Source organism: Neptunomonas antarctica, from assembly GCF_001305295.1.
Taxonomy (GTDB): Bacteria; Pseudomonadota; Gammaproteobacteria; order Pseudomonadales; family Balneatricaceae; genus Neptunomonas; species Neptunomonas antarctica.
In genome coordinates this window covers 1-23,798 of record NZ_LJSI01000029.1, presented here as the reverse complement: position 1 = coordinate 23,798, position 23,798 = coordinate 1, and the positions used below count along the sequence as shown (strand labels likewise).

Below are 23,798 nucleotides of genomic sequence, written 5' to 3'. Positions count from 1 at the left end.
GAGGCTGAGCAGGTTTAAATAACAAAGCGCCACAAGGAAGCTGATTTCATACAGCGTTCTTGTGGCGCTTTTTATTAAGCTTTTTTGGACGGGCTGATTACAACACCAGCCGGCGATATTAGCCAGACCATGCTATCAGCAAACTCAGGTTTTGAATTTTCCCACTTGTATGCTTAGTTTCGCCGCCAATGAGGCTAGTTCCTCGCTGGCCGTGGATATTTGTAAAGCGCCTTGTGATGATTCTTGGGCGGAATCATTAATAGAAACCAGTGAGCGATTTATCTCCTCACATACACAGCTTTGTTCTTCACTGGCTGAGGCAATATGGGTGTTCATTTCAGTAATTGAAGCTACAGAATTAGCGATATTCTGAAATGCATTGCTGACTTCGGAGGATTTGCTGCCTGCTTGTTCTGCTTCAGTTTGGCTTTTTTTCATTGCGGTTACTGCTGACCGTGTACCGTTTTGTAATCGTTCGATGGTTTCCCTGATTTCGGTCGTCGATGTTTGCGTGCGCTGCGCCAGTGTTCGTACTTCATCTGCGACGACGGCAAAGCCGCGGCCCTGATCACCTGCACGAGCCGCTTCAATAGCAGCATTAAGGGCCAGCAGATTCGTTTGATCGGCTATATCATTAATGACATCGACAATGGATCCGATACTGTCACTGTCTGCCCCAAGTAGCCTGATACGCTCTGAAATATCGGCAACGTTACCTACTAATGAATTAGTAGCGGAGACCGCTATCCCGACAATATTGCTGCCTGCTTCTGCTTGTTCACGCATAGTCTGAGCACTCTGGTCCGCCTGCTCTGCGTTACTGGCAACATCCTGAGAGGTTGAAACCATCTCGTTCATAGCGCTAGCTACTTGCTCAATTTCTAAACGCTGGCGATCGATATTTTGATTGGCAAGCGTGCTGACCGATGTCATTTCATCAGCAGCAGAAGCTAACTGGTAAATGGCATTGCTGATATCGCCGATCAGTGTGCGTTGGTGGTGTAGCATTGTATTGAAGCTATTCGCCATGTTAGCCAATTCGTCCTTGCCGATGCTTGGTACAGAAATCGTTAAGTCTGAATGAGTCGCTACCATATCCATCGCTTGGTTGAGTGAATTCAGCGGTTTGGTAATAGATTGGTAAACTAAATAACTTATAGTGATTAGAGTTGCCAGAACAGAACCGCCCATAGTGAGCATAATGAAAATCTGGTTGTAGTAGGCGTCATCAATATTCTTACGTTCCAACCCGGCAACCGTTAGTTGAAGAGAAACCAATTCGGTGATTTTTTCGCTGATCGGGTCAATAATCTGGTAAAGAGGGCCATCATAATCGTTGAATTGCCCGCTAATGCTGCCGCTGCCAGCGCTACTAAGTGTCTTTTCCAGGTTATCCAGAGTGCTATTTGCGTCAAAAAATAGGCGGGATGCCTCTTCCGCTAAGCGTGTTTCGTCTACCGTAAGGGTGGTTGACAGGTATTTTTTCCACTTGCTTCTGATCTCAGCGCGAGCGCTCTGTATTCCTCTTAAAGCATCCGGGGCTGTCATGACTCCTGCATTGGCTTTGTTAACTGCATCGATAACATATACAGCGTAGTTATCAGCAATCGTTTTGAGGTCTTCGAGAGGAACTAAACGGTCATCGTAGATTCGGCCAACACCTAAGTCTGCTTCTTTCAATGCAGATAAAGAGACTAGAATGATCAGAATAATGCTGAGCATTGGTACAGCAGCCGACATTAATAATTTATTACGAATACTGAAATTATTTAAAAGCATGGTACCGCTCCGCTATTGTTATGACATACATAGGCTATGGCCTTGTTTTGTTGGTTCTCTTGGGAATGAGGTGTTATCTGAGGCATCTCTATATACTTGTTTTTTATATGGTTAATAGCTGATAGAACTTATTCCTATCGACAAATTGATTATAGGACAATATTTTTATTAACAATGAATATTTTAAAAAAAATGAGCAATGACAGAATGATTTTATGAATGAATGCCAATGGATGGAGTTAGCCGTAAGCAGGAATCGAAGAAAGAGGTTAGCCAAAGGTATGGACAGCTTAATCACTACCTTGAAAAAAAGCGGGTGCTTGCGCATAAAGTTTTAGATAAACAGATTGCTAAGCAGCGCCTATCGATGGGATTAGGCGCTGAATCATGTATGTCAGCGTGTGTATTTACACATTAACCCTGCTTTTTCAGGAACTTGGTCAGTAAAACAATACGAGTGCCGTTAACACGGCCTTCGATTTGTTCTGGGTTTGATGTCAGCGAAATACCACGTACGGCAGTGCCGCGTTTAGCGGTAAAGCCTGCACCTTTAACGTCCAGATCTTTGATCAGCGTAACGTTATCGCCTGCATTAAGTACGGTGCCGTTACTGTCCTTGGCAGGTGGGTAGTCATCATCAGATCCGGTCTCCGCCTGTGCCCACGCTTGAGTTTCTTCATCGAGGTACAGCATGTCTAATAGATCCTGCGCCCAGATTTCACCCATCGATGAGAGCTGCGTGAGTTGACGCCATGCCATCACCTGTACAGCAGGTGTTTGACTCCACATGCTGTCATTCAGACAACGCCAGTGGTTAACATCAATCGTATCTGGTTGAGTAATCTGGCTATTACATGTATCGCAGATCAGTATAGATTGCTCGGCTGAGCTATCTGAAGGAGCTACTTCAAAAACAGACAGGTTTTCGGTAGCGGAGCATAATTCGCATGTTGAGTTAGCGCGTTGCATCAGTGTTTTTTCAATAGTCATATTCAATTAAGCCTTAATTACGTGCGGGTATTATGCCTTAATAGCCTATTAAAACACAGATGGGTTAGTGTTTTGGCATTGAATAATAATGTATAACGTTGCTGTTAAAGCAGGAGAAGGGATATCGAATGAACAAACAATTGTTACTGCAATATCTGCATAATAAACCTGAATCTCAGGAGGATTATCCCTTTGGTCCTGATGTGGTCGTTTTTAAAGTAAAACGAAAAATGTTTGCGCTGGTCTCTGAGTATAAGAATCAACTGATCATTAATCTTAAATCTGATCCTCAAGATGCCATTGAACTTCGGGATATTTTTGAATCAGTGATTCCTGGCTATCATATGAATAAGCGTCACTGGAATACACTGTTTATGGATGGATCCATTCCTGAAGGTGAAATTATGCGACAGATTGATTACTCTTATGCGTTGGTCGTAAAAGGTCTGACTAAACTAGAAAAAATGGCACTTGAATTAAGTTATGGTAAATCTGTTATTTATAAAGGATTACGATATCGCTAGGAGGCGTTGTCAGCGTGCTTTTTTAAAGTGAATGGAGGTATAGCCAGATTAAGAGAGAATTATTAGCATAATTTAAAAATTATGCTTAAATCTAAGTTATGGCTAACTGACGCATCTGACGGATACCAGATGTATTTATGGAGAAGGCAGTGTCGGATATTCAGTTAAAAATAATTGTGCTTATACTATGTATGTTCCCTGTTATAGCCAATGCAGAGATCTATCGCTGGACAGATGAGACGGGAAAAAAACATTATAGTGATAAGGCTCCTCCAGGTGTAAAAGCCGAAAAAAAAGAGTATGTAAATGTTGCGACTCCCTGGCGTAAGTTACCCAAACCTACACGTCCGCAGGAAGGGCTCAGGGTTGATGAAACACTGAAAGACGGTTTGTCTGTTGATGGGGCTAACTCCAATAGTTCCGGGTCTGTGGAAGCTGAGACAGGCAGTCAAGGGGAACTTTCGACAGATAAAAAAGACAAAAAGAGTAACAAGAAAACTAAGCGCTTAAAAGTAAAAGAGGATGCAGAAAACTCCTCCTCGGGTCTTGTAAAACTTGATCAGAAGGATAAATCATCATCTACCCCAGCAGAACGTATAATCGATATTAAAGAACGCAATGCGCAAGCCAAAAAAGATTATCGCACCTCTGATTAATGTCTAATCCGGCAAACGCAGTGTAATTAACGACTAATAACCTGTAACTCATAAGTAATTATTAGGGTTTATATTATTTTTCTTAGGCAAACCGTAGTCTTTATGGCAATATTTGCGGTTTTTTAACGTAGGACAGGAGGGGCGTGCTATGTTCGATAATGATGAATTACATCCGAAATTTGTGGATGCCATGCGAAAGTTAAAAGCGATGTCTGAAGAAGATCGCTTATCTGAATACAATAAAGATCTGTTCGAGCAGGCTATGAATTATGCTCCGTTAGAAATTCAGCCTCAGCTTATCGAGATAAAGAAAAAATACCAGGATCTTCATTAGGATCAATAGGTTAATAAAACAGTCTACTTAAACAATTCGTTTAAATGTGTAGAATAAAAATCCCTCTTTCAGAGGGATTTTTTATGCTTGAAAATTGACTTAAACGGGGTAGCTGGCAGTGCGCAAAGGAGTGATTTCTTGATAATGGCCTAATGCATACCAGGGTCTTTTTTCGATGCTGGCTTCTGGTGTAATAGGAAGTAGGACGGTATGAGCCCCGCTTAACATCTCGCGAATGACAAGTAAGCGATATTGATTTCTATCCACTCTGCAATTTTTAATGGGAAAAGATTCATTTAACATCGATGACAGAATCTTACCGGTTTGGCATTGCTCACTGGTTAGATTATTACTGATTATAACCAGTTCAGGTTTCTCATTACGTACGATATCAGTAAGGTATTCGGCCACAGTGTAAGCACTCAAACTATCTTGAGTAACCACCTGGATTCCTTTGTTTGCGCCATGTTGAACGGCGAATGCCAGCTGGCTTGTGTGTGTCGATGAGCCAATAGAGACAACGACAATCGTGTTAGTCACATCGGTTTTTGCACCGAAGGCTTCCGCTAATGCCGCTAACAGCGGTACATCATCACTATGAGTTGATTCGGAACGCTTTACCGCGATAACAATTTTCATGAGGAGCTCTCTCGTGATATTTGATCTTATTGACGATCAAAAATTACCTGCCCACAGTAAAGCGAAAAAGAGTGTCTAGAGTTTGTCTGAAATCATACGAATTGTAACAGATGAGCAGATGGCCGCTTTTTTACGCTAGAATCCATATATGTTTTTTTTATGATGATGGCATTATGTTGTTTCCTTCCCGTTTAGTTCAGCGCTTTTTTCCTATCGTAGTTATATTCATGGTGGTGATATTTGGTGCTGTGTATGTTTATTCGGTGCCTTTCATCAAAGAGAAAGTATATGAGATTGAGCGTAACTCCAGTCGCATCGCGTTGGATAATGTATTTACCATAGCGGATCGTATGTATGCCGATACAGAGAATTACCAATCTCAGACACTTGACGCGAATAAAGAGCGTTTGAAAATCGTCGTGTCGATGGCGGAGTCTTATATTGCACAGGTTTTTCAGCAGATCGATGAGGGGCCTGTTGAGGGTCGAATGAGTCGCGAGGAGGCGCGTGCTAGTGTGTTTGACATGCTGCGGCATTTTAAAAGCCGAGCGGGTGATTATATCTGGGTGGCTAGTTATGATGATCGTTTTTTATCACATCCCGACGACCGTTTTCACGGCAAAGATGTATCGACGCTAAAAAATAGTGATGGCGTGGTGGTCTTGCCTGAAATAATTAAAGTCGCAACGCACCAGGGTGAGGGTTTCTATCAGTACAAGTGGAATCGCTTATCTGAGAATACACAGCTTGATAAATTATCCTACGTGAAAAATTACCCACAATGGGGCTTTGTTATGGGGTCTGGCGTGTACCTTGAGGATGTTGCGGCAGAGTTGGAAATCAAACGTAATAAAGCTTTAGAAGAACTAAGAGATAGCTTTAAGCAGCTGCGTGTTGCTAAGACGGGCTATCTGTTTATTTTTGATGCAACCACTAACATGTTGATCCATCCTAACCCAAATATTGATGGTACTAATATTCAGAATTTGTTAAATCCTGTCACGCATAAATCGATCGCTGACGATTTGATTAACGTAGCAGACACAGGTAAAGAGCTTTTTTACAAGTGGGATAAGCCAGAGGATCCGGGTAATTATATCTACGAAAAGCTCTCATTGGTGCGCCATGTGAAAGGTTTTGACTGGTATATCTGTTCATCCGTGTATGTTGATGAGCTTAAAAGCAGTTCAGAGCAGCTGAGTGATCGTATTCTTACTATTGCGTTGTTGTCATTGCTGGTGGCCGTTGCCATGGCGTTTGTTTTTATCTATTGGGTGACTAATCCGATTAAGCAATTAGCCGATGCTGCGTTGCGTGTTTCAAAAGGAGAACTCACAGCCACGGTTGGATTCAGACGTGATGATGAATTAGGTATTCTTGCCAAAACCTTCGATGAGATGGTTGAGCGGGTACGTGATAATATTCAGAATCTCGATTTGAAAGTAAAAAACCGTACCGTTGCGCTGGAAAAAAGTAACCAGCAATTGATGGAAACGGTACGTTCACGTGAAGATGCCCAGCAAGCATTAACCCAGATAGAAGAACGGCAGCGTATTATTCTCGATTTGCTACCCGCTCAGGTGGCCTATTTTGATAGCGAGTTAACCTTTCAGTTTGTCAATCAGCGCTATGCTGATTTGCTTAATAAAAGCAAAAGCGAGATTACCGGCAAAGCCTTAGAAGTACTTAGTCAAAAGCACTATCAGGCGCTGCTTGATCAGTTGATGCCGGCACTTGCAGGCATAGAGTCTAATCGGGAATACAGTTACTGGTCTGAGGGGCGTGAAAGTATAACCAAACGATTTTTAACGCCTTGTCGTAACGAAGCAGGGCAGGTCGTGGGCGTATTGTTGGTAGCGCTGGATATTACCTCTGAAAAAGAGGTCGAGAAAAAGTTATTAGAAGCACAAAGAATGAGTGCCGTCGGGCATTTGGCAGGCGGATTAGCGCATGACTTTAACAACCTGCTGTCTATCATTTTAGGAAATTTAGTCTCTGCTTCTGAGCATTATCAGCATGATACTGAGCTCCAACGATATATCAAACCCTCAATACGTGCGGCAAAAAGAGGGGCTAATATCACTAGTCGACTATTGGCTTTCTCACGGCGTCAGCCATTGGCACCTTTGCCGTGCGATATCCATTTGCTGCTAGAGGAAACCATCGAATTATTGCGCGGCTCTTTACCCAGCAACATTGAGCTGGTGTTTGATTCGGCAGCCACTAAAGGCTTGCCTTTTGTTGACCCCGGGCGTCTTGAAGATGCCTTGGTTAACTTAGTGCTCAACGCCAAAGAAGCGATGCCGCGGGGTGGTTTAATTGAGTTTACTGTTACCGAGCTGAGTATTGAAGAAGGGCGGATAGGAAAAGAGTCTGCAGGAAAAGAAAGCATGATATTGGACGAGCCTGTAAAGGCCGGAGACTATATCCAAATCACGGTATCTGATAGTGGACAAGGTTTTACCGACGAAGCGATGCTCATGGCATTTGAACCGTTTTTCACGACAAGTACAGGGGGTGTCGGAACAGGGCTGGGTTTGAGTATGGTATATGGATTTGTGAAGCAGTCCAATGGCTATATCAAAATCAGCAATGAGCCTGTCAGGGGTGCAGAAATAACCTTATTGCTGCCTTCGGTATTGGCTGAAACTTTATCTGAAACAACAGAGATCAGGGCGTATGAAAGCCCTGAATGGAAAGGTAAATTAATTTTACTGGTGGAAGATGATGATGATGTGCGCCAGGTGGTACGTGAATTGCTGATAAAAATGGGCTTTAGTGTAATTGAGTCATCAACAGCAGAGGAAGCGCGTGAGTTGATCAACGTTTTAGATAATATCTATGCGCTGGTGTCTGATATCAGGCTTAATGGTGCAGCTAATGGTTTTGATTTGGCGGATAATTTTAAGCTGGCACACCCGCAGAACCGAGTGTTGCTAATGACCGGTTATGCCTTCGATGAAAATAGTGGAAGAGAAGGTAAAAATCATTATGCTATTATTCAAAAACCATTTGATATCAAAAAGTTAATCGATGCCTTTCAGATAGTATATGAGGCGTAAGTTAGGGTTTAGTATTGATGACTCATCGTAAACTGATTTACATTATTGATGATGAACGTGATATTTGCGACATCCTTAGTCGAGAGTTGGGTGCATACGGTTTTGAAGTGAAAACATTTCTCACCGGTGCGCAACTGAAAGAAGCATTACGCGAGCAATCACCGGATCTTTGCATTGTTGATTTAGGCTTGCCGGATATGGATGGCATCGAGTTAGTTAAATCGCTCTGTGATCAGACTGCTATGGGGGTTATGATTCTTTCGGGCCGTGATAGTGTCACCGACCGGATTTTGGGTTTAGAGTTGGGGGCAGATGATTATATCGTTAAGCCTTTTATTCCCAGAGAGCTTATTGCGCGCGTGAATAGTTTATTTCGACGCTTGAGAAAAAATAACCACGATATTGAAGTCGCTGCCTCTGCGGTTGCCCAGTTTGCCGGCTGGCGCTACGATCCTTCAACCTTGACGCTATCACCCTTGGGTGAAACACCGGCGGACGCGGCCGAGACTAACGAGCTTAGCTCTGCCGAACATGAATTATTGATGCTCTTACTGCATTCTCCCAAAAAAATACTGTCGCGTGATCAATTGCTCGGCGAACGGGTTTCTCCTTTTGACCGAAGTATTGATGTGCGGATGTCACGTGTACGTAAGAAACTTGAGAATAGCCCTAAGCAGCCAACGCTGATTAAAACGGTTTATGGGGTCGGCTATATTCTGACGGCCGATGTTGTATGGATATGATGTTCACTGGAGAATCTTACATGGAAAGTGTCTCAACACTTTAAACCGATTGGGTGATTGTGGCAGTTTCTGGTAGTATCTTTTCTTTAATTTCCCTAAATGAATAAAACAGGATATACACCGTGGTTGAAGTAGGCCGAATGAATACACTCACTGTTATGCGCCAGGCAGATTTCGGTGTTTATCTTGAAGGTGGCGAGTTTGGTGGTATTTTACTGCCGAAAAAAGAAGTGCCGGTAGGTTGCCAGATAGGCGATCAACTGGAGGTATTTATCTACCTGGATACCGATGATTTTGTGGTCGCCAGTATTAATAAACCACTCGTACAAGTCGGTGAGTTTGCATCGCTGAAAGTGGTTGAAGTAAATAAAGTGGGTGCGTTTCTTGACTGGGGCATGCCAAAAGATCTATTGCTCCCTTATGGCGAACAACAACGCGCGCTTGAGGTAGATCAGCGCGTCATGGTACGGGTGTATCTGGATAATAGTGATCGTCTGGCGGCCTCTGCTAAGTTAGAGAAGTTTCTGGATAAAGAACCCCAGGGGCTTACCGTGGGCGATCAAGTTAGTTTGTTTGCGTATCGTCACAATGAATTAGGTTTTAGTGTGGTGGTTGATAATAGTTATGGCGCTGTTTTACATACACAGGATCTGTTCCGTACCGTCAGGTTGGGTCAAACGCTGACTGGCTATATCAAGCGTGTGCTGGCTGAAGGCAAGGTCGATGTGATGCTGGATAAGCCAGGTTACGCAAAAGTAGATGAACTTTCGCAGCGGATTCTGGAAAATCTTGATACTCATGATGGCTTTAGCCCGCTGGGCGACAAGAGCCGCCCGGAAGATATCTATCAGGAATTTGGTATCAGTAAAAGATCCTACAAAATGGCTATTGGAACCTTGATGAAGCAAGGCCTGATCTCTATTAGCGCTGATGGTATCAGAAAAGTCTGAGTCATCTCGACATAAGCGGGTAACGGTGTTTCCCTGAAGTACTCGGCCTATTAGTCGCTTTGATTAAACGTGTTCTGAGTCATCTCGACATAAGCGGGTAACGGTGTTTCTCTGAAGTACCGGATGGCCCGCTTTAATAATTCTTGTCCTGCCGGCCCGATCGAACGCCCTTTACGCGTAATCAAACACAACTCTCTGCATATCAGCGGTTCGCTTAATGGCTTGAATAACAGTGAATCAAAAGCCGGTGTGGATGCCGCTAACGCCGGCAGTATGCTGATACCAATCCCGTTTTTGACTAATGAGGCGAGCGTGGCTGGCGTGGATGCCTCAATCAGCGAGCCACTGAGCGACAAGGGTATCTGCTGACTGTTAATCAGTTGTTCTATTTGAATTCGAATCCCATTTTCAGCAGACAGCATGGTTAATGATCTGGCTTTAATATCCTGCCAACTTAATTCCTCAGCCAGGCGAGTGGCCAGTGGGTCATCTGCATTCATTACCACACCGTAGCGATCCGATAATATGGGTTGATATAACAGCTCCGGATGCGCCGAGCGGTTGCCTCCAATACCAAAATCGACCACATTATTGATGACACTGTCTTCAATGCCGCTGGCACCTTCCTCTTTTAGTGAGATGGCAATAGTGGGGAATGCCGTGCAATAGGCTTTAATCACGGGTGGCAGTAAACTATGAAGCACAGAAGGAGAGGCGGCGATACCGATTTGGCCGCGTTGCTGTTGGGCGCTTGCTCTTAAATCATTAATCGCAGTATCAAAGTCCGAAATAAGGCGCTCAGCCACCGGATAAAATCGCTCACCTTCACGCGTAAGATTAACGCGTCGGGTCGTACGGTCAAACAGCCTCAGTTGCACCTTAGCCTCAAGCTGCTTGATGGTTGCCGTTAGCGTCGACTGGGTCACATGTAAGTGCTCCGCGGCCTGTGTAAAGCTGCCGTGGCGTGCGACTTCTAAAAAAGCGCTGAGATGTCGGTAAGAAAGATTATTCATATAATTCGATTAATCGATTAAATTTTATCGTTTGAATGATTAATCATGATTCTGCATCATAGTGTCCTTAATAACAAATCAGATGATTAGGCACATGATCCCACGCATTTCTACGGTTGAAACAACACAAGCCCACTACCTTTCGTTTATTGCTGCCTTGCAGGACAAAGGCTTTGCGGGTGAATTGAATCAGGATTACGCCAGCCGAATTACCTTATCGACAGATAACAGTATCTATCAGATATTGCCGCAAGGTGTTGTTTATCCGAAAACCTTAGAAGATCTGGTGCTGATTGCTGAATTATCTTCGCAAGCAGCGTTTGCCAGTGTGGTACTAACCCCGCGTGGGGGAGGAACCGGCACCAATGGGCAGTCATTAACGGACGGTTTAATCGTTGATGTATCCAGACACATGAATCGTATCCTGGAGATTAATGCGCAAGAGCGTTGGGTGCGGGTTCAGGGCGGCGTAGTAAAAGATCAGCTCAATGCGGCGCTAAAGCCTTATGGATTATTCTTTGCGCCAGAGTTGTCGACCAGTAATCGGGCCACCGTAGGCGGTATGATCAATACCGATGCGAGCGGGCAGGGTAGCTGTTTATATGGTAAGACCCGTGATCATGTGCTGGAGTTGAAAAGTGTCTTTTTAGACGGCACTGTCTGGGATTCAGCACCGCTTGAAGATGATGCGCTGGCTAGCGTGAAGTTACGGGAGGATAGGGTAGGAGAGATTCATCGTCTGGTGGATGGTATTTATACCGAGAAAAAAGAGTTGATTGAGGCTAAATTTCCGAAGCTCAATCGTTGTTTGACCGGCTATGATCTGGCCCATATTCGTGACGAGTCCGGACGATTTAACTTAAATTCAGTGTTGTGTGGCGGAGAGGGTTCGCTTGCGTTTATTGCGGAAGCTAAGCTTAATGTTTTGCCTATTCCTAAATTCGCGGCCTTGGTTAATGTTAAATACGACAGCTTTGAAAGCTCGCTGAGAGACGCCAAAGCACTGATGGATTGGGGCCCCACTTCTATCGAAACGATTGATTCCAAAGTGTTGAATCTGGCGATGGGAGATATCGTATGGGATACGGTAAAAGATTACTTTCCTGAGAAAGCAGGTGATCCGGACACTCAGGGAATTAATCTGGTTGAATACACGTCTGATAATGAAGATGCATTAAAAGCCAGTGTTAACAAACTCACGCAGCACTTGGAAGCGGTCGCGGGACAAGCGGGTAAGAGCTTTGGCTTTACCGTAGTCTATGGCGCAACTGAGATTAATAAAGTCTGGGGAATGCGTAAAAAAGCGGTTGGCTTACTCGGTAATGCCAAAGGGCAAGAGCGTCCGATTCCTTTCGTTGAAGATACCGCCGTACCGCCCGAAAACCTGGCTGACTTTATTATGGAGTTTCGTGCGGTTCTGGATAGCCACGGTTTAGCCTATGGAATGTTCGGTCATGTGGATGCCGGTGTGTTACATGTACGCCCGGCGATTGATATGAAAGATGAAGTGCAGGAATCGATGGTGCGTCAGATTACAGACCAGGTGGTTGCACTCACACAAAAATACAATGGTTTGCTTTGGGGCGAGCATGGTAAGGGCGTTCGTTCTGAATATTCCCCCGCTTTTTTTGGTGAACTTTATACCGAATTACAGCGTATAAAGGGGGTGTTTGATCCGCATAATCAGCTCAACCCTGGCAAAATAGCCACCCCTCTTATTGGTGGTGCTGAATTACTTAAAATTGATGCGGTGCAAACCCGTGGTCAATTGGACCGCCAAATTCCGGTTAATACCCGTGATGCCTACAGTTCTGCGATGTTTTGTAATGGTAATGGCGCTTGTTATAACTACGATCCAAACGATGCCATGTGTCCTTCATGGAAAGGCACACGAGAGCGAATTCACTCGCCTAAAGGGCGTGCCTCGCTGATCCGTGAATGGTTGCGCCTGATGTCTAATCAGGGCGTCGATGTAACGGAGATAAGCCGTAAAGTTAAGGCTAGTTCTTTTCTTAAAACATTACCTGGCCGCATTAAAAATACGGTTAAAAAACAACGCGGCGAATACGACTATTCACACGAAGTCCACGAAGCAATGATGGGCTGCCTTGCCTGTAAGTCGTGTGTTGGACAGTGTCCTATTAAGGTCAATGTACCTGATTTCAGATCGCGTTTTCTGGAAGTTTATTACAGTCGTTATCTTCGACCTGCGAAGGACTATATGGTTGGTAGTCTTGAGTTTATGGTGCCTGTACTGGCTAAATATCCAGCACCCTATAACTGGATGATGCAAAACAAAGTGATGAAACGTGTGTTTAAACAATATGCGGGCATGGTCGATAGTCCGGTTATTTGTAAGCACACACTGGTTAAGGGCCTTAAGGAAAAAGGCATAGCGTTTGCGTCGGTCGAACAGATTAATAGTCTGAATGAGGCGCAGCGGGCCAAAGCCGTGATTATCGTTCAGGATGCCTTCACCAGCTTTTTTGAAACCCAGCTAGTACTGGATATCATCGACTTGCTGGGCGAACTTGGTTTTTATGTGATGGTTGCACCGTTTATGCCTAATGGTAAGCCTTTGCATGTACATGGCTTTATGAATGCTTTTGATAAAGCGGCGATCAAAAATGCATCCATGTTAAATGCGTTGGATCAAACCGGTGTGCCATTAATCGGTGTCGATCCGTCTATGACGCTGACCTATCGACAGGAATATTCGACTGTTTTAGATAGTGTACCTACGGTTCATCTGATACAGGAATGGCTGGCGACTCAACAAGCGGTGATAGCCGTTAAAGCCTCAGAATTACCGGCGTATAGCTTTACGTTAATGGCGCATTGCACTGAAAAAACATCGGCAGCGCCTTCGCTCAAACAATGGCAACAGATCTTTGCCGCGCTAGGTCAATCACTCAACATTCAAGCGGTAGGCTGTTGTGGGATGTCGGGCACCTATGGTCATGAAGCTGAGAATATGGAAACGTCTAAAAAGATTTATGATTTGAGCTGGCGTAATGTGGTTAACGCAGATGATAATCAGGGAAAACTGGTAGCAACAGGTTACTCGTGCCGTAGTCAGGTGAAGCGTTTAGATGCTAAGCAGATTCCGCATCCTGCTCAGGCTTTGCTGGATATCATACGTGCGAACCGTCGGGCATAAAATCAGCGCTAGAATTAGAGACTAAAAAGGCCCGAAAGGGCCTTTTTTATAGCGTTTTATTGTATTAAAACAAGCTTAACGAATTATCCCTCGTCTTGTACTGAGGCTGCTTGCTGGCTCGCTAGTAAATTGTTAATACTGTCCATATTTGCATCATAGCGTTCCTTTTCAGGTTTATCTGAATCACGGTAGCGAATGTCCTGCGTCACTAGTGTTGACAACATTTCTCTGCTGAAGCTAGATGCATCTTCGATAAATCCCAGCGCCGGATTTTCGGTGGCACCCTGCATGTTCTGCATCATATGCCCCAAACGTTTGTCCGGCATCGTGCTCGGGTTGTCAATATTCTCAACATCAGTGTATTTAGCAATAGCGCTGTGCTGTTCAGATTGTGTCAAACGCAGGTTCATGGATGAGAGCTCTGTTTTATCCATACGAAACTCGCTGGCCATATCAAATGCTTTCTGGACATCGCCATCGAAAAACTCGTTTGATATCTCGCCAACATCTTTAATCAGATTTTGCAGGGCATCAATTTCATCAGTATCGAGATCGCCCTCAACTGAGAATTTATAATCACTGCTTTCATTACGGCTGATATTGAAGAGCGATTGTGTATTCCCGTCCTGATCTTCTTCAATGCCAAAAGAACCTTCGTATTGGCTGCTTTTTGAGAAGTTAATCGTTACTTCGTCGCCATCTTGTGTTTTGACTGTTAGTGACAGTGTTTCCGCTTCCTGATAGCGTTCAGCGGCGATTAGCCTGGAGATTTGCGCATCTTTAGGCGTCTGCTGACCGGGCTCTATAGCTGCCAGAGCATCCATTGTTTTCTCTTCAGTCGCATCTATATTTGATGCGACGCTATCGGACAATGCGCCTAAACCATCAAGAATCTCACGCGCTTCTGCAAAGCCTTTTTTAACGCCATCGACAGCAGCGTTATACATTTTCTGAACATCTTCTTCGGAGCGACCACTGCGGCGAGCAGCTTCCAGTCCTTGAGCGACAAAACCACCAATCTTGTCGGCGATTTTTTCAGGGGAAAAATCATCTGCACTCAGTGATTTAAGGTCACCGCTATTCATCCCGGGAATATTGCTAGCGAGACGATTTAATACCGTATCCTGACTGGCAGCTTCGGGGCTTTTGCTATTAGTAGACGCAGCACTCTGAAAGCTGGTATGCGAGCTTTGTTGTGTGTGCGATGTCTGGGAATACAGAGTGCCAATCATGTTGGGCCCCCGGTTGGTTAGTCAGTGATACCTATTTATCATAGGCTTATCGTATCTGCTTAGTATATCGACTCAGTTTAGTTCAACTTGAGGGAATAATGACTGAGCTGAATAAGTTTCACGTTCCAGCATGTGAATTAGCGTGTAAATATCTGTTTATCACAGAAAGTAGTGCAATAGAGAGTATGTAAATAGGGCTAATCATCATAAAATGGGTCAAGTGTTGCTGGGTTATGAAAAACTATAAAGGAGATAGACGTGGAAGATTTATTACCAGAGTTGTGTGATCAGTTTCCGGAATTGGTTCAGGTAGTTGAACCTATGTTTGGTAACTTTGGTGGACGTGAAACCTTCGGAGGTGAGATCGTCACTATTAAAGCTTTCGAAGATAATTCATTAGTACGTGAACAAGTAGCGCTGCCAGGCGAAGGGAAAGTACTTGTGGTCGATGGCGGTGGTTCTCTTCGCCGTGCGATGCTGGGTGATATGCTTGCCGAAAAAGCTGAAAAAAACGGCTGGGAAGGCATTATAATTTACGGCTGTATCCGTGATGTAAATGCCATTAGCGGATTAGATCTGGGTGTGCAGGCGTTAGGTTCACATCCAATGAAAACCGATAAACGCGGCTTGGGTGATCTCAATGTTGAGGTGACTTTCGGAGGCGTTACCTTCAAGCCGGGTCAGTATGTCTATGCAGACAATAATGGTGTGCTGATTTCTCCGGTAAAGCTGGAACTTACTGAATAAGCGTTTCTTAAGAGCCCATGGCCATGCTTATATAAAGTTTGGCCATGACCCCAAAAACAGTTGCACCACTGATTAAACCGATAAAAATCAATTTTCCTTCGCGGGATGCCTTTGATTGTTTGGCTACAGTCCAGACTGACCAGAATTTAAACAAGATCATTGCGGCCACGCAGGCTAATACAAATATTTCAGAATCGAATATGCTCATGGTGTGACCCCTATCGTAATTAGCATTCATCTATCAACAGATTGAATACATTAAAATGTATTTTATATATACTTATTATCCTGATATAAAATGTTTTGTAAATACATTTTAATGTTTGATGCACTTTTCAATGCAGGTTCCAGTGATAGTATTAAAAGTAATATCAGGAGTACTTATATGAAGATGAGTAAAACAAGACGAGAAGAGTTACATCGTGTCTGGTTAGCGGTAACAGGTACAGCTGTCACAGCAATTAATCGTGCAGATGGTTATAAAGGGGACTTTATTACAGGGCAGGGTTATGAGCTGCTCAGGCCTAGCTATTTACATGATGAGGATTTACAGGATCCTGATTTACCTAAAAAGGCTAATGATCAGGGGTAAGCTCGGTTACCCGATCAGGCTTTGTTACATCGGAACCAATAAGGCCTTGTCGCATAGGTTTATCAGCGATGAGGTCCGCAAGCGTATATTCTTTAAGTACACTCATAAAAGCATTTTTTGCTTTATTGAGAATAGGTTGTAATGTACAAAAGTTTGTCAGGCGACAGGCATGATGTTCGCAATCAATGATGGGCCTGACTCCCTCGGTTTGAGCAACGATAAGCCCGATATTGATATCGGCGGGGTCTTTACCCAGCTGGATGCCTCCGTTTTTGCCACGAAAGGTTTTGAGATACCCCGACTTAGACAGGGCGTGAACAACTTTACGCAGATGTTCGATCGAGATGTTATAAAATTTTGCGATTTCTGCCAGTGTCGTCAGGCGATCATTATTAATGGCAACAAAAAAAAGAACCCGTAATGTGTAATCGGTAAATCGGCTGAGTTGCATGATATCAATTCTTTAAAAGATGTTTATCTAATATACGTTATAACACAGCCCATAAACAAGATATCGGAGTGTTTAAAGTCGAGTTATTATAAAAGTCGAACGGTTACAAAAGCTAAGTGGTTACAAGAATCACGCCGTTAAAAGCATGAGGTTACAGAATAAGCTATATAAAAAAGGCTGCTTAGTGAGCAGCCTTTTTGGGGGTAGGTTAAATTACCCTTGTTTACGTTTGTCAAAAACGCGTTGGGCTTTGCCTTCCGAGCGGGGGATAGAGCCACCTTCAACAACGTTGATGCGGGTATTGATCCCGACCACTGATTTAATGTGATGCTGTAGCTCTTTCATGGCTTCTGTAGGATCGGCATCCTGCGCGCCAGGAACCATTTCGACTTTCACCTCAACTTTATCAAGGTTGCCATCTTTGGTAACAATGATTTCGTAATGAGGTGCCAAAATCGCTACTTTAAGAATCTGTTCTTCAATTTGCGTTGGGAACACATTCACACCACGGATAATCATCATGTCGTCAGAGCGACCAGTGATCTTGTCGATACGACGCATAGGGCGTGCAGTGCCGGGTAGCAAGCGTGTCAAATCACGCGTACGGTAACGAATAATCGGCAGTGCTTCTTTGGTCAGTGAAGTAAAGACCAGTTCACCGTATTCGCCATCCGGTAGTACTTCGCAGGTGATCGGGTCGATGATTTCAGGATAAAAATGATCTTCCCAAACCGTTGGTCCATCTTTACTTTCCAGGCACTCCTGTGCGACACCTGGGCCCATGACTTCTGAAAGACCGTAAATATCCAATGCATCGATGCCGAGTCTGGCTTCAATATTTTTTCGCATCTCTTTAGTCCATGGCTCTGCGCCGAAGATACCCAAGCGTAATGCAAGCTTATGCGGATCAACACCCTGACGATCCATTTCATCAATCAGATTGAGCATATAAGACGGCGTTACCATGATGATATCCGGATCGAAATCCTGTATCAGCTGAACTTGCTTCTCTGTCTGTCCACCCGACATGGGAATAACCGTACAGCCTAAGCGTTCAGCACCATAATGGGCACCCATACCGCCGGTAAACAAACCGTAACCATAAGAGATATGTACTTTGTCGCCTTTATGGCCACCGGCAGCACGGATAGAGCGGGCGACTACATTTGCCCAAATATCAATATCGTTCTGGGTGTATCCAACAACGGTTGGCTTACCGGTTGTGCCGCTGGACGCGTGGATACGCACAACATCACGGTTAGGTACAGCAAACGTACCAAACGGGTAGTTATCGCGCAGGTAATCTTTTTTTGTGAACGGGAAGAGCTTAAGGTCTTCGAGTGTTTTCAGATCAAAAGGGTGCACCCCTTTGTCTTTACACATTTGGCGATAAGCAGGAACATTGTTGTAACAATGCGCAATACTCCAACGCATCCGCTTAAGCTGGAGTGCGCGCAGTTCGTCAACACTGGCCGTTTCAATTTCGTCGAGTTCGCCACTACGGGTTTTTATAATAGACATATTTTTATAATCCTGTTGTTCGTCAACACTCTTCAACGCTAACACGCGATATTAATCTGTATCTGTAATAAATCTGAGCGTTAGCGCTGTGTTGTTTTTATTTTTTTCTTGTTTGTGTAGGTTGGATAATCAGACGCGTTCAATAATCATCGCAATACCCTGGCCAACACCAATGCACATTGTACAAAGTGCATAGCGGCCACCTGTCCGGTGAAGCTGGTACATCGCTGTCATGACCAGACGAGCACCACTGGCACCTAATGGATGGCCTAACGAAATAGCACCGCCATTAGGGTTTACGTGAGCGGCATCATCAGGCAGGCCTAAGTCGCGTAGCACCGCTAAACCTTGTGACGCAAACGCTTCGTTAAGTTCTATCACGTCCATCTGATCCAGCGTTAGTCCTGCTTTTTTCAGAACGTTACGAGTGGCAGGTGCCGGACCAAAACCCATAATGCGGGGTTCAAGGCCGGCGGCAGCCATCGCTACAATACGCGCTTTCGGTACCAGTCCATTGGCTTTAGCAGCCTCTGCCGAGGCAATTAACAGTGCGCAGGCACCGTCATTAACGCCCGATGCATTCCCTGCTGTAACTGAGCCACCTGCCCGGAAAGGCGCTTTTAGTTTTGCTAAATCTTCTAATGTCGTTGAGGCACGTGGATGTTCATCGGTATCGACAACGATGGGATCACCTTTTCGTTGTGGAATAACCACCGGTACGATCTCTTCATTAAAGAGACCTTTTTGCATAGCGATAGCCGTTTTTTGTTGGCTGCGGAATGCGAAAAGATCTTGATCTGCCCGTGATATATTAAATTCTTCGGCGACGTTCTCAGCGGTTTCAGGCATGGAATCCACGCCATACTGTTCTTTCATTTTTTTATTAATGAAGCGCCAGCCAATCGTCGTATCGTAAAGTCCGTTCGGCGTACGGCTGAAAGCAGATTCGGCTTTACCCATCACAAACGGCGCACGTGACATAGACTCACAACCGCCGGCAATCATCAGTTCGGTTTCGCCAGACTTAATAGCCCGCGCTGCCATGCCAATCGCATCCATGCCTGATCCGCACAAGCGGTTTACTGTGGTGCCCGGCACAGACACAGGGAAACCTGCCAGTAAAGCAGACATCCGCGCTACGTTGCGGTTATCTTCACCCGCCTGATTGGCGTTACCATAAATCACATCTTCTACCGAGGCCCAATTCACATCCGGGTTACGTTCCATCAGAGCCTTGAGTGGAATGGCACCCAGATCATCTGGACGCACAGAAGACAGACCGCCACCGTAGCGACCGAAAGGGGTGCGGACTGCATCGCATATAAATGCATCTTTCATGAGTTATTCTCCTGTTGTGCCATAGTGTGCGGATTCTTCTGGTACGTCGATGAGGACGCCATTAATTTGGTGCGACTTACCACGAAAGAAGGCAAGCGCCTCATCCTTCTGGTTGTAAACAGTGATGTCGTAAACGCCAGTCCGACCTTTTCGGTGCCGCTCCTGTGCAATCGCTTTGAGACGATCTCCTTCAAAACCGGGTGCTGCAAAATCAATCGTGCAGCCGCTGGCAACTGTCACCTTGTTATAGCTGTTACAGGCATGTGCAAAGGCAGTGTCTGCCAGTGTGAAAATCATGCCGCCATGACAAATGGCATGCCCATTGAGCATATCTTTACGTACCAGCATCTCAAGATGCGCATAGCCGGAACGGGTTTCAATAATTTCCATACCGAGTGCTTTAGCCGCCTGGTCGTTGGCATGCATAGCGATACTGCAGGCGTGGGCCATTTGGTCGGGAGTCATGCTCATAGATTACCTCCTGCTACGTTACGACGGAGCAGGGGAGAAGTGCGGTAACGATCTTCTCCATAGCTGGCAGATAGATTGTCGAGCACATTCAGAATGCTGCTGAGGCCAACGCTTTTTGCCCACTCAATCGGGCCAAAGGGATAGTTCAGGCCGCCTTTCATGGCAACATCAACATCACTTGCTGAGCACACCTGTTGATTAACTGCATCAAAACTTTCATTGGCCAGCATAGCCACAGTACGCATAACAACCATACCGGCCACATCATCAATCACCGTAACGTTTTTACCCACCGCCTGAAACAAACCAATCGCCTGTAAGAGTGATGCAGGATCGGTTTGATCAGCAGGCGCCAGTGCAATACGGGTGGCTTTGGTGTAATCCAGCGCCAGATCAAATTGAATCAGATTGCTGTTATTCGCTTGGCTGGCGCGTTCAGTTGTCATCAAACCGTTGGTGAGTTGCAGTGTGGTGTTACCAATCAGGATAGAACCATGGCCTTCTTGTACGCGACTGACTTTAATACCCGCCGCTTCAATAAGCGGAACCAGCGATTCAGCGACACCCAGATGACCCTCAATCGCCACATGATGAGGTGCCGGCGCTGGAGCGGCGGTTGAAACTGCCGGTTTTTCCGCATGCTCGCTGTAGTCATAAAACCCTTTGCCTGATTTACGTCCCAGATGGCCCGCACTCACCAATTCTTGTTGGATCAGAGAGGGCAAAAAACGTTGATCGTTAAAGAAAGCTGCAAACACGGAAGACGTCACCGCAAAATTAACATCGTGTCCGATCAGATCCATCAACTCAAACGGCCCCATACGAAAACCGCCGGCTTCACGTATAATTCCATCAATGCTGGCAGCATCAGCACCGCCTTCCTGTAGCACACGTAATCCTTCGGCATAAAAAGGACGCGCGACACGGTTGACGATAAAACCGGGCGTTGATTTAGCGCGCACCGGGCTTTTTCCCCAACGAGAGGAAAGATCGTAAATAGCCTCAGCAACGGCAGGATCGGTATCCAGTCCACGAATCACTTCAACCAATTTCATAATGGGTGCGGGATTGAAAAAATGCATGCCGACTAAATTCTGGGGGCGCTTTAGTTTGCTACCAATCGCCGTTACAGAAATAGAAGAGGTATTGGTCGCCAGAATCGTATCGTCTGCGCAGATCTCTTCCAATTGAGAAAATACTGATTGCTTAATATCCAGACGTTCGACAATCACCTCGATAACGACGCGTGCCGGTGCAAATCCCTCTAGTGAATCGGTCAGCGTGATACGCGACAACAAGGTATCGACGTCATCCTGTTGCATTTTTCCACGTTGAACTAGTTTCAGCAGTCCTTTTTCTACGCCCTCTAAACCACGCTGAGCAGCCCCTTTGAATGCATCATAAAGCAGAACCGTATGGCCTGCTTTAGCGGCAACCTGTGCAATGCCTGCACCCATCGTGCCTGCCCCAATAACACCGATCACCGCATCAGAATTAATTAAACTCATGCTTATTGTCCTTTAAAAGCCGGTTTGCGTTTGCCAATAAAAGCGGCCACGCCTTCACGATAATCATCTGTGCGGCCTGCCAGTGTTTGAAGGTCCCGCTCAAGGTCCAGCTGTTCATCAAATGTATTGTTAGCCGAGGCTTGAATAGCACGTTTGATCAGGGCCAGTCCTTTGGTTGGCTGGCTGGCAAAATGCTGAGCCATCGCCATGGCTTCTGTTTTTAGTGATTCGTTCTCAATCGATTTCCAGATCATGCCCCATTGTTCGGCCTGCTCTGCAGAAATTTTGTCACCCAGCAATGACAATGCCATTGCACGGGCAGGACCGACTAAACGCGGCAGCGTCCAGGTACCGCCGCAGTCAGGGATCAGTCCGATTTTGCAGAATGCCTGAATGAAGGATGCAGACTTAGCGGCAAGTACGATGTCACATGCAAATGCGATGTTGGCACCCGCTCCGGCAGCGACGCCGTTCACTGCACAGATAACCGGCATCTCTAAGCTACGAATGGTGCGCAACATGGGGCTATAGTTTTTCTCGATAGATTCACCCAGATTAGGTGCAGCGGTGCCAGGGGCAACGTTTCTGTCACCTAAATCCTGTCCCGCACAAAATCCACGGCCATTCCCCGTCAACAGCAAGCAGCGAACCGAGCTATCTTTTTTAACTTCTTTTAATGCGCTCCGAACTTCAGTGTGCATCTGCGCATTGAAACTGTTCAGGCTTTCAGGGCGGTTAAGTGTGAGTACGGCAACGCCTTCTGAAATAGAAAACTCAATGGTTTCGTAAGACATGATGTTATTTTCCTGTGAAGTTCGGTTTACGTTTTTCCATAAAGGCAGCGATCCCTTCGTTACGGTCTTGTGTAGCCGCTAACAAAGTAAACGATTTACGTTCCAGATTCAGGCCGCTTTCGAGGGTTGTTTCATACGCTTTAAGAAGAGACTCTTTGGCCAGTCTGACTGCTATCGGAGGTTTAGTGGCTATCTTGCGTGCCAGTTCAGTAGCACGCTCTAGTGAGCGTTCAGGGATGGTTACTTCACTGATCAGGCCTAAAGACTGCGCCTGACTGGCAGAGATGAATTCACCGGATAAGACTAATTGCATCGCCATGGATTTGCCGATGGTGCGGATTAAGCGTTGCGTGCCGCCTGCGCCCGGGATGATGCCAAGATTTATTTCTGGCTGACCGAATAATGCATTATCGCCGGCAATCACGATGTCGCAATGCATCACAAGCTCACAGCCGCCGCCCAATGCAAAACCGTTAACCGCTGCAATAATAGGCTTAGGAAAGAGGGCGATACGCCGCCAGTAGGTAGGGCGTGGATCATTCATTACACCCACCGCATCCAGTGAGGCCATCTCTTTTATATCTGCACCCGCCGCAAAGACCGTATCGCTTCCGGTGATGACAACTGTTTTTATACCGTTATCATTTGTCGCTTTATCGAGTACATCGGCGAGTTCTTTAAGCAATTGGGTACGCAGAGCGTTATGTGCTTCCGGCCTATTCAGGCGGATGGTGAGCACACCAGACTGGACCTCGTCGACAAGTATATCTTGATAATTGTGCATTCAATCGCGCCCTTTTATCGTTAGCTCTCGTATTGTTATTGCCTAAGATTAACTAAAACTACAAAGGGATACAATATTTATAACTAAAGACGTTCTTTATGTATCATAAACTTTGGTGTATGGTTTCTCTAACTTAATAAACAACAGTCCGTATACAGAGCCCTATAAAAGAGGCTCTATACCGAACCGCTTATATATAACAAGGACAGAGAACTCTCATGAGCCATGCGATGACACCCCAGCTTGAAGCCTTGCTTGAAAAACATCACACCCCGGACGCGGCCCTGGCTGCGATTAAACCCCGTGACTACTGGACCCCTTATCCGGAAAATCCTAGCCCGCGTGTCTATGGCGAAACCGCCAATGCTGACGGTGAAGCGGCGTTCAAAAGCTACCTGAATCAGAGTTTTGCCCTGCAGATGCCAGGCATCATCGGTGAAGCAGGGTCCGAAGTGTCACCGTACGGTATCGATATGAATGTCAAATACCCGCTGGTGGATCTGGATCAGT

General features: G+C 45.4%; 23 protein-coding genes and 1 pseudogene. 11 read left to right on the top strand and 13 right to left on the bottom strand.

Going from position 1 to position 23,798, the window contains the following annotated elements; genetic code table 11:
• Positions 1-144 precede the first annotated feature (144 nt).
• On the bottom strand, positions 145-1,779 hold the full coding sequence (locus Nant_RS07450) for a methyl-accepting chemotaxis protein (RefSeq protein ID WP_054341021.1): 1,635 nt from the start codon (positions 1,777-1,779) through the stop codon (positions 145-147).
• 229 nt (positions 1,780-2,008) lie between these two features.
• On the opposite strand from Nant_RS07450, the gene Nant_RS07445 reads away from it, so the two are divergent.
• Positions 2,009-2,197, top strand: coding sequence for a hypothetical protein (locus Nant_RS07445; RefSeq protein WP_054341020.1), 189 nt, complete (start codon positions 2,009-2,011; stop codon positions 2,195-2,197).
• On the opposite strand, the gene Nant_RS07440 is transcribed toward Nant_RS07445, so the two are convergent.
• The gene (locus tag Nant_RS07440) at positions 2,194-2,769 is read right to left on the bottom strand and encodes a PhnA domain-containing protein (protein ID WP_054341019.1); all 576 of its coding nucleotides are present in this window, start codon (positions 2,767-2,769) and stop codon (positions 2,194-2,196) included. The two genes, Nant_RS07445 and Nant_RS07440, sit on opposite strands and share 4 nt — an antisense overlap.
• Before the next feature lie 128 nt (positions 2,770-2,897).
• On the opposite strand from Nant_RS07440, the gene Nant_RS07435 reads away from it, so the two are divergent.
• The 3 genes from Nant_RS07435 to Nant_RS07425 all read left to right on the top strand — a co-directional run bounded on the left by Nant_RS07435 (position 2,898) and on the right by Nant_RS07425 (position 4,283).
• Entirely contained in the window at positions 2,898-3,293 is a 396-nt protein-coding gene (locus Nant_RS07435; protein ID WP_054341018.1) for an MmcQ/YjbR family DNA-binding protein, read from the top strand.
• A gap of 149 nt (positions 3,294-3,442) precedes the next feature.
• Positions 3,443-3,949: a DUF4124 domain-containing protein gene (locus Nant_RS07430; protein ID WP_054341017.1), complete on the top strand. Its 507-nt coding sequence runs from the start codon at positions 3,443-3,445 to the stop codon at positions 3,947-3,949.
• Between the two features lie 148 nt (positions 3,950-4,097).
• Positions 4,098-4,283: a hypothetical protein gene (locus tag Nant_RS07425; protein WP_054341016.1), complete on the top strand. Its 186-nt coding sequence runs from the start codon at positions 4,098-4,100 to the stop codon at positions 4,281-4,283.
• A 99-nt stretch (positions 4,284-4,382) separates the two neighbouring features.
• Here Nant_RS07425 and Nant_RS07420 read toward each other — a convergent pair whose 3' ends face one another.
• Positions 4,383-4,922 carry an adenine nucleotide alpha hydrolase family protein gene (locus tag Nant_RS07420; RefSeq protein WP_054341015.1) on the bottom strand — a complete coding sequence of 180 codons (540 nt, stop codon included), beginning with the start codon at positions 4,920-4,922 and terminating at the stop codon, positions 4,383-4,385.
• 173 nt (positions 4,923-5,095) lie between these two features.
• Here Nant_RS07420 and Nant_RS07415 point away from each other — a divergent pair, with 173 nt between their 5' ends.
• The 3 genes from Nant_RS07415 (at position 5,096) to Nant_RS07405 (ending at position 9,677) form a co-directional block, all read left to right on the top strand.
• Entirely contained in the window at positions 5,096-7,984 is a 2,889-nt protein-coding gene (locus tag Nant_RS07415; RefSeq protein WP_054341014.1) for a cache domain-containing protein, read from the top strand.
• Between the two features lie 17 nt (positions 7,985-8,001).
• Complete coding sequence (locus Nant_RS07410) at positions 8,002-8,727, top strand: response regulator transcription factor (protein WP_054341013.1); 726 nt, start codon at positions 8,002-8,004, stop codon at positions 8,725-8,727.
• A 140-nt stretch (positions 8,728-8,867) separates the two neighbouring features.
• Positions 8,868-9,677, top strand: coding sequence for a CvfB family protein (locus Nant_RS07405; protein WP_238377091.1), 810 nt, complete (start codon positions 8,868-8,870; stop codon positions 9,675-9,677).
• 50 nt (positions 9,678-9,727) lie between these two features.
• Here Nant_RS07405 and Nant_RS07400 read toward each other — a convergent pair whose 3' ends face one another.
• On the bottom strand, positions 9,728-10,690 hold the full coding sequence (locus Nant_RS07400; protein WP_054341011.1) for a LysR family transcriptional regulator: 963 nt from the start codon (positions 10,688-10,690) through the stop codon (positions 9,728-9,730).
• 94 nt (positions 10,691-10,784) lie between these two features.
• Here Nant_RS07400 and ydiJ point away from each other — a divergent pair, with 94 nt between their 5' ends.
• Entirely contained in the window at positions 10,785-13,850 is a 3,066-nt protein-coding gene (gene ydiJ / locus Nant_RS07395) for a D-2-hydroxyglutarate dehydrogenase YdiJ (protein WP_054341010.1), read from the top strand.
• 83 nt (positions 13,851-13,933) lie between these two features.
• On the opposite strand, the gene Nant_RS07390 is transcribed toward ydiJ, so the two are convergent.
• Entirely contained in the window at positions 13,934-15,082 is a 1,149-nt protein-coding gene (locus Nant_RS07390) for a DUF5610 domain-containing protein (RefSeq protein WP_054341009.1), read from the bottom strand.
• Between the two features lie 258 nt (positions 15,083-15,340).
• Here Nant_RS07390 and rraA point away from each other — a divergent pair, with 258 nt between their 5' ends.
• Positions 15,341-15,829 (top strand): ribonuclease E activity regulator RraA, encoded by a 489-nt coding sequence (rraA, locus tag Nant_RS07385; protein ID WP_054341008.1) that lies wholly within the window; start codon positions 15,341-15,343, stop codon positions 15,827-15,829.
• A gap of 7 nt (positions 15,830-15,836) precedes the next feature.
• On the opposite strand, the gene Nant_RS07380 is transcribed toward rraA, so the two are convergent.
• Positions 15,837-16,037, bottom strand: coding sequence for a hypothetical protein (locus tag Nant_RS07380; RefSeq protein ID WP_054341007.1), 201 nt, complete (start codon positions 16,035-16,037; stop codon positions 15,837-15,839).
• A gap of 177 nt (positions 16,038-16,214) precedes the next feature.
• On the opposite strand from Nant_RS07380, the gene Nant_RS07375 reads away from it, so the two are divergent.
• The gene (locus Nant_RS07375) at positions 16,215-16,421 is read left to right on the top strand and encodes a hypothetical protein (RefSeq protein WP_054341006.1); all 207 of its coding nucleotides are present in this window, start codon (positions 16,215-16,217) and stop codon (positions 16,419-16,421) included.
• On the opposite strand, the gene Nant_RS07370 is transcribed toward Nant_RS07375, so the two are convergent.
• The 7 genes from Nant_RS07370 to paaF form a co-directional block, all read right to left on the bottom strand.
• Entirely contained in the window at positions 16,405-16,872 is a 468-nt protein-coding gene (locus tag Nant_RS07370) for an RrF2 family transcriptional regulator (RefSeq protein ID WP_054341005.1), read from the bottom strand. The two genes, Nant_RS07375 and Nant_RS07370, sit on opposite strands and share 17 nt — an antisense overlap.
• Positions 16,873-17,085: 213 nt before the next feature.
• Positions 17,086-18,393, bottom strand: a complete 1,308-nt coding sequence (paaK, locus tag Nant_RS07365; RefSeq protein WP_054341004.1) for a phenylacetate--CoA ligase PaaK — start codon at positions 18,391-18,393, stop codon at positions 17,086-17,088.
• Between the two features lie 129 nt (positions 18,394-18,522).
• A complete protein-coding gene (pcaF, locus tag Nant_RS07360) occupies positions 18,523-19,731 on the bottom strand; it encodes a 3-oxoadipyl-CoA thiolase (RefSeq protein WP_054341003.1) in 1,209 nt (402 codons plus the stop codon).
• Positions 19,732-19,734: 3 nt separating this feature from the next.
• Positions 19,735-20,202 (bottom strand): hydroxyphenylacetyl-CoA thioesterase PaaI, encoded by a 468-nt coding sequence (gene paaI, locus Nant_RS07355; protein WP_054341002.1) that lies wholly within the window; start codon positions 20,200-20,202, stop codon positions 19,735-19,737.
• A complete protein-coding gene (gene paaH, locus Nant_RS07350; protein WP_054341001.1) occupies positions 20,199-21,710 on the bottom strand; it encodes a 3-hydroxyacyl-CoA dehydrogenase PaaH in 1,512 nt (503 codons plus the stop codon). The genes paaI and paaH overlap by 4 nt, the downstream gene beginning before the upstream one ends.
• A 2-nt stretch (positions 21,711-21,712) precedes the next feature.
• On the bottom strand, positions 21,713-22,504 hold the full coding sequence (gene paaG, locus Nant_RS07345) for a 2-(1,2-epoxy-1,2-dihydrophenyl)acetyl-CoA isomerase PaaG (RefSeq protein ID WP_054341000.1): 792 nt from the start codon (positions 22,502-22,504) through the stop codon (positions 21,713-21,715).
• 4 nt (positions 22,505-22,508) lie between these two features.
• Positions 22,509-23,288 carry a 2,3-dehydroadipyl-CoA hydratase PaaF gene (paaF, locus tag Nant_RS07340; RefSeq protein WP_054340999.1) on the bottom strand — a complete coding sequence of 260 codons (780 nt, stop codon included), beginning with the start codon at positions 23,286-23,288 and terminating at the stop codon, positions 22,509-22,511.
• 230 nt (positions 23,289-23,518) lie between these two features.
• Here paaF and Nant_RS07335 point away from each other — a divergent pair.
• A pseudogene (locus tag Nant_RS07335) lies at positions 23,519-23,798 on the top strand (phenylacetic acid degradation protein PaaN); the annotation flags it as partial.

What these genes read in the sequence shown, in the direction of transcription:
- Nant_RS07405 (WP_238377091.1), top strand. Translation starts at nt 8,868, where the DNA reads ATGAATACACTCACTGTTATGCGCCAGGCAGATTTCGGTGTTTATCTT.
- Nant_RS07390 (WP_054341009.1), bottom strand. Translation starts at nt 15,082, where the DNA reads ATGATTGGCACTCTGTATTCCCAGACATCGCACACACAACAAAGCTCG.
- paaG (WP_054341000.1), bottom strand. Translation starts at nt 22,504, where the DNA reads ATGTCTTACGAAACCATTGAGTTTTCTATTTCAGAAGGCGTTGCCGTA.
- Nant_RS07400 (WP_054341011.1), bottom strand. Translation starts at nt 10,690, where the DNA reads ATGAATAATCTTTCTTACCGACATCTCAGCGCTTTTTTAGAAGTCGCA.
- Nant_RS07410 (WP_054341013.1), top strand. Translation starts at nt 8,002, where the DNA reads ATGACTCATCGTAAACTGATTTACATTATTGATGATGAACGTGATATT.
- Nant_RS07425 (WP_054341016.1), top strand. Translation starts at nt 4,098, where the DNA reads ATGTTCGATAATGATGAATTACATCCGAAATTTGTGGATGCCATGCGA.
- Nant_RS07440 (WP_054341019.1), bottom strand. Translation starts at nt 2,769, where the DNA reads ATGACTATTGAAAAAACACTGATGCAACGCGCTAACTCAACATGCGAA.
- Nant_RS07380 (WP_054341007.1), bottom strand. Translation starts at nt 16,037, where the DNA reads ATGAGCATATTCGATTCTGAAATATTTGTATTAGCCTGCGTGGCCGCA.
- Nant_RS07435 (WP_054341018.1), top strand. Translation starts at nt 2,898, where the DNA reads ATGAACAAACAATTGTTACTGCAATATCTGCATAATAAACCTGAATCT.
- Nant_RS07375 (WP_054341006.1), top strand. Translation starts at nt 16,215, where the DNA reads ATGAAGATGAGTAAAACAAGACGAGAAGAGTTACATCGTGTCTGGTTA.
- Nant_RS07445 (WP_054341020.1), top strand. Translation starts at nt 2,009, where the DNA reads ATGGATGGAGTTAGCCGTAAGCAGGAATCGAAGAAAGAGGTTAGCCAA.
- Nant_RS07415 (WP_054341014.1), top strand. Translation starts at nt 5,096, where the DNA reads ATGTTGTTTCCTTCCCGTTTAGTTCAGCGCTTTTTTCCTATCGTAGTT.
- paaF (WP_054340999.1), bottom strand. Translation starts at nt 23,288, where the DNA reads ATGCACAATTATCAAGATATACTTGTCGACGAGGTCCAGTCTGGTGTG.
- Nant_RS07420 (WP_054341015.1), bottom strand. Translation starts at nt 4,922, where the DNA reads ATGAAAATTGTTATCGCGGTAAAGCGTTCCGAATCAACTCATAGTGAT.
- Nant_RS07450 (WP_054341021.1), bottom strand. Translation starts at nt 1,779, where the DNA reads ATGCTTTTAAATAATTTCAGTATTCGTAATAAATTATTAATGTCGGCT.
- ydiJ (WP_054341010.1), top strand. Translation starts at nt 10,785, where the DNA reads ATGATCCCACGCATTTCTACGGTTGAAACAACACAAGCCCACTACCTT.
- paaI (WP_054341002.1), bottom strand. Translation starts at nt 20,202, where the DNA reads ATGAGCATGACTCCCGACCAAATGGCCCACGCCTGCAGTATCGCTATG.
- Nant_RS07370 (WP_054341005.1), bottom strand. Translation starts at nt 16,872, where the DNA reads ATGCAACTCAGCCGATTTACCGATTACACATTACGGGTTCTTTTTTTT.
- pcaF (WP_054341003.1), bottom strand. Translation starts at nt 19,731, where the DNA reads ATGAAAGATGCATTTATATGCGATGCAGTCCGCACCCCTTTCGGTCGC.
- paaH (WP_054341001.1), bottom strand. Translation starts at nt 21,710, where the DNA reads ATGAGTTTAATTAATTCTGATGCGGTGATCGGTGTTATTGGGGCAGGC.
- paaK (WP_054341004.1), bottom strand. Translation starts at nt 18,393, where the DNA reads ATGTCTATTATAAAAACCCGTAGTGGCGAACTCGACGAAATTGAAACG.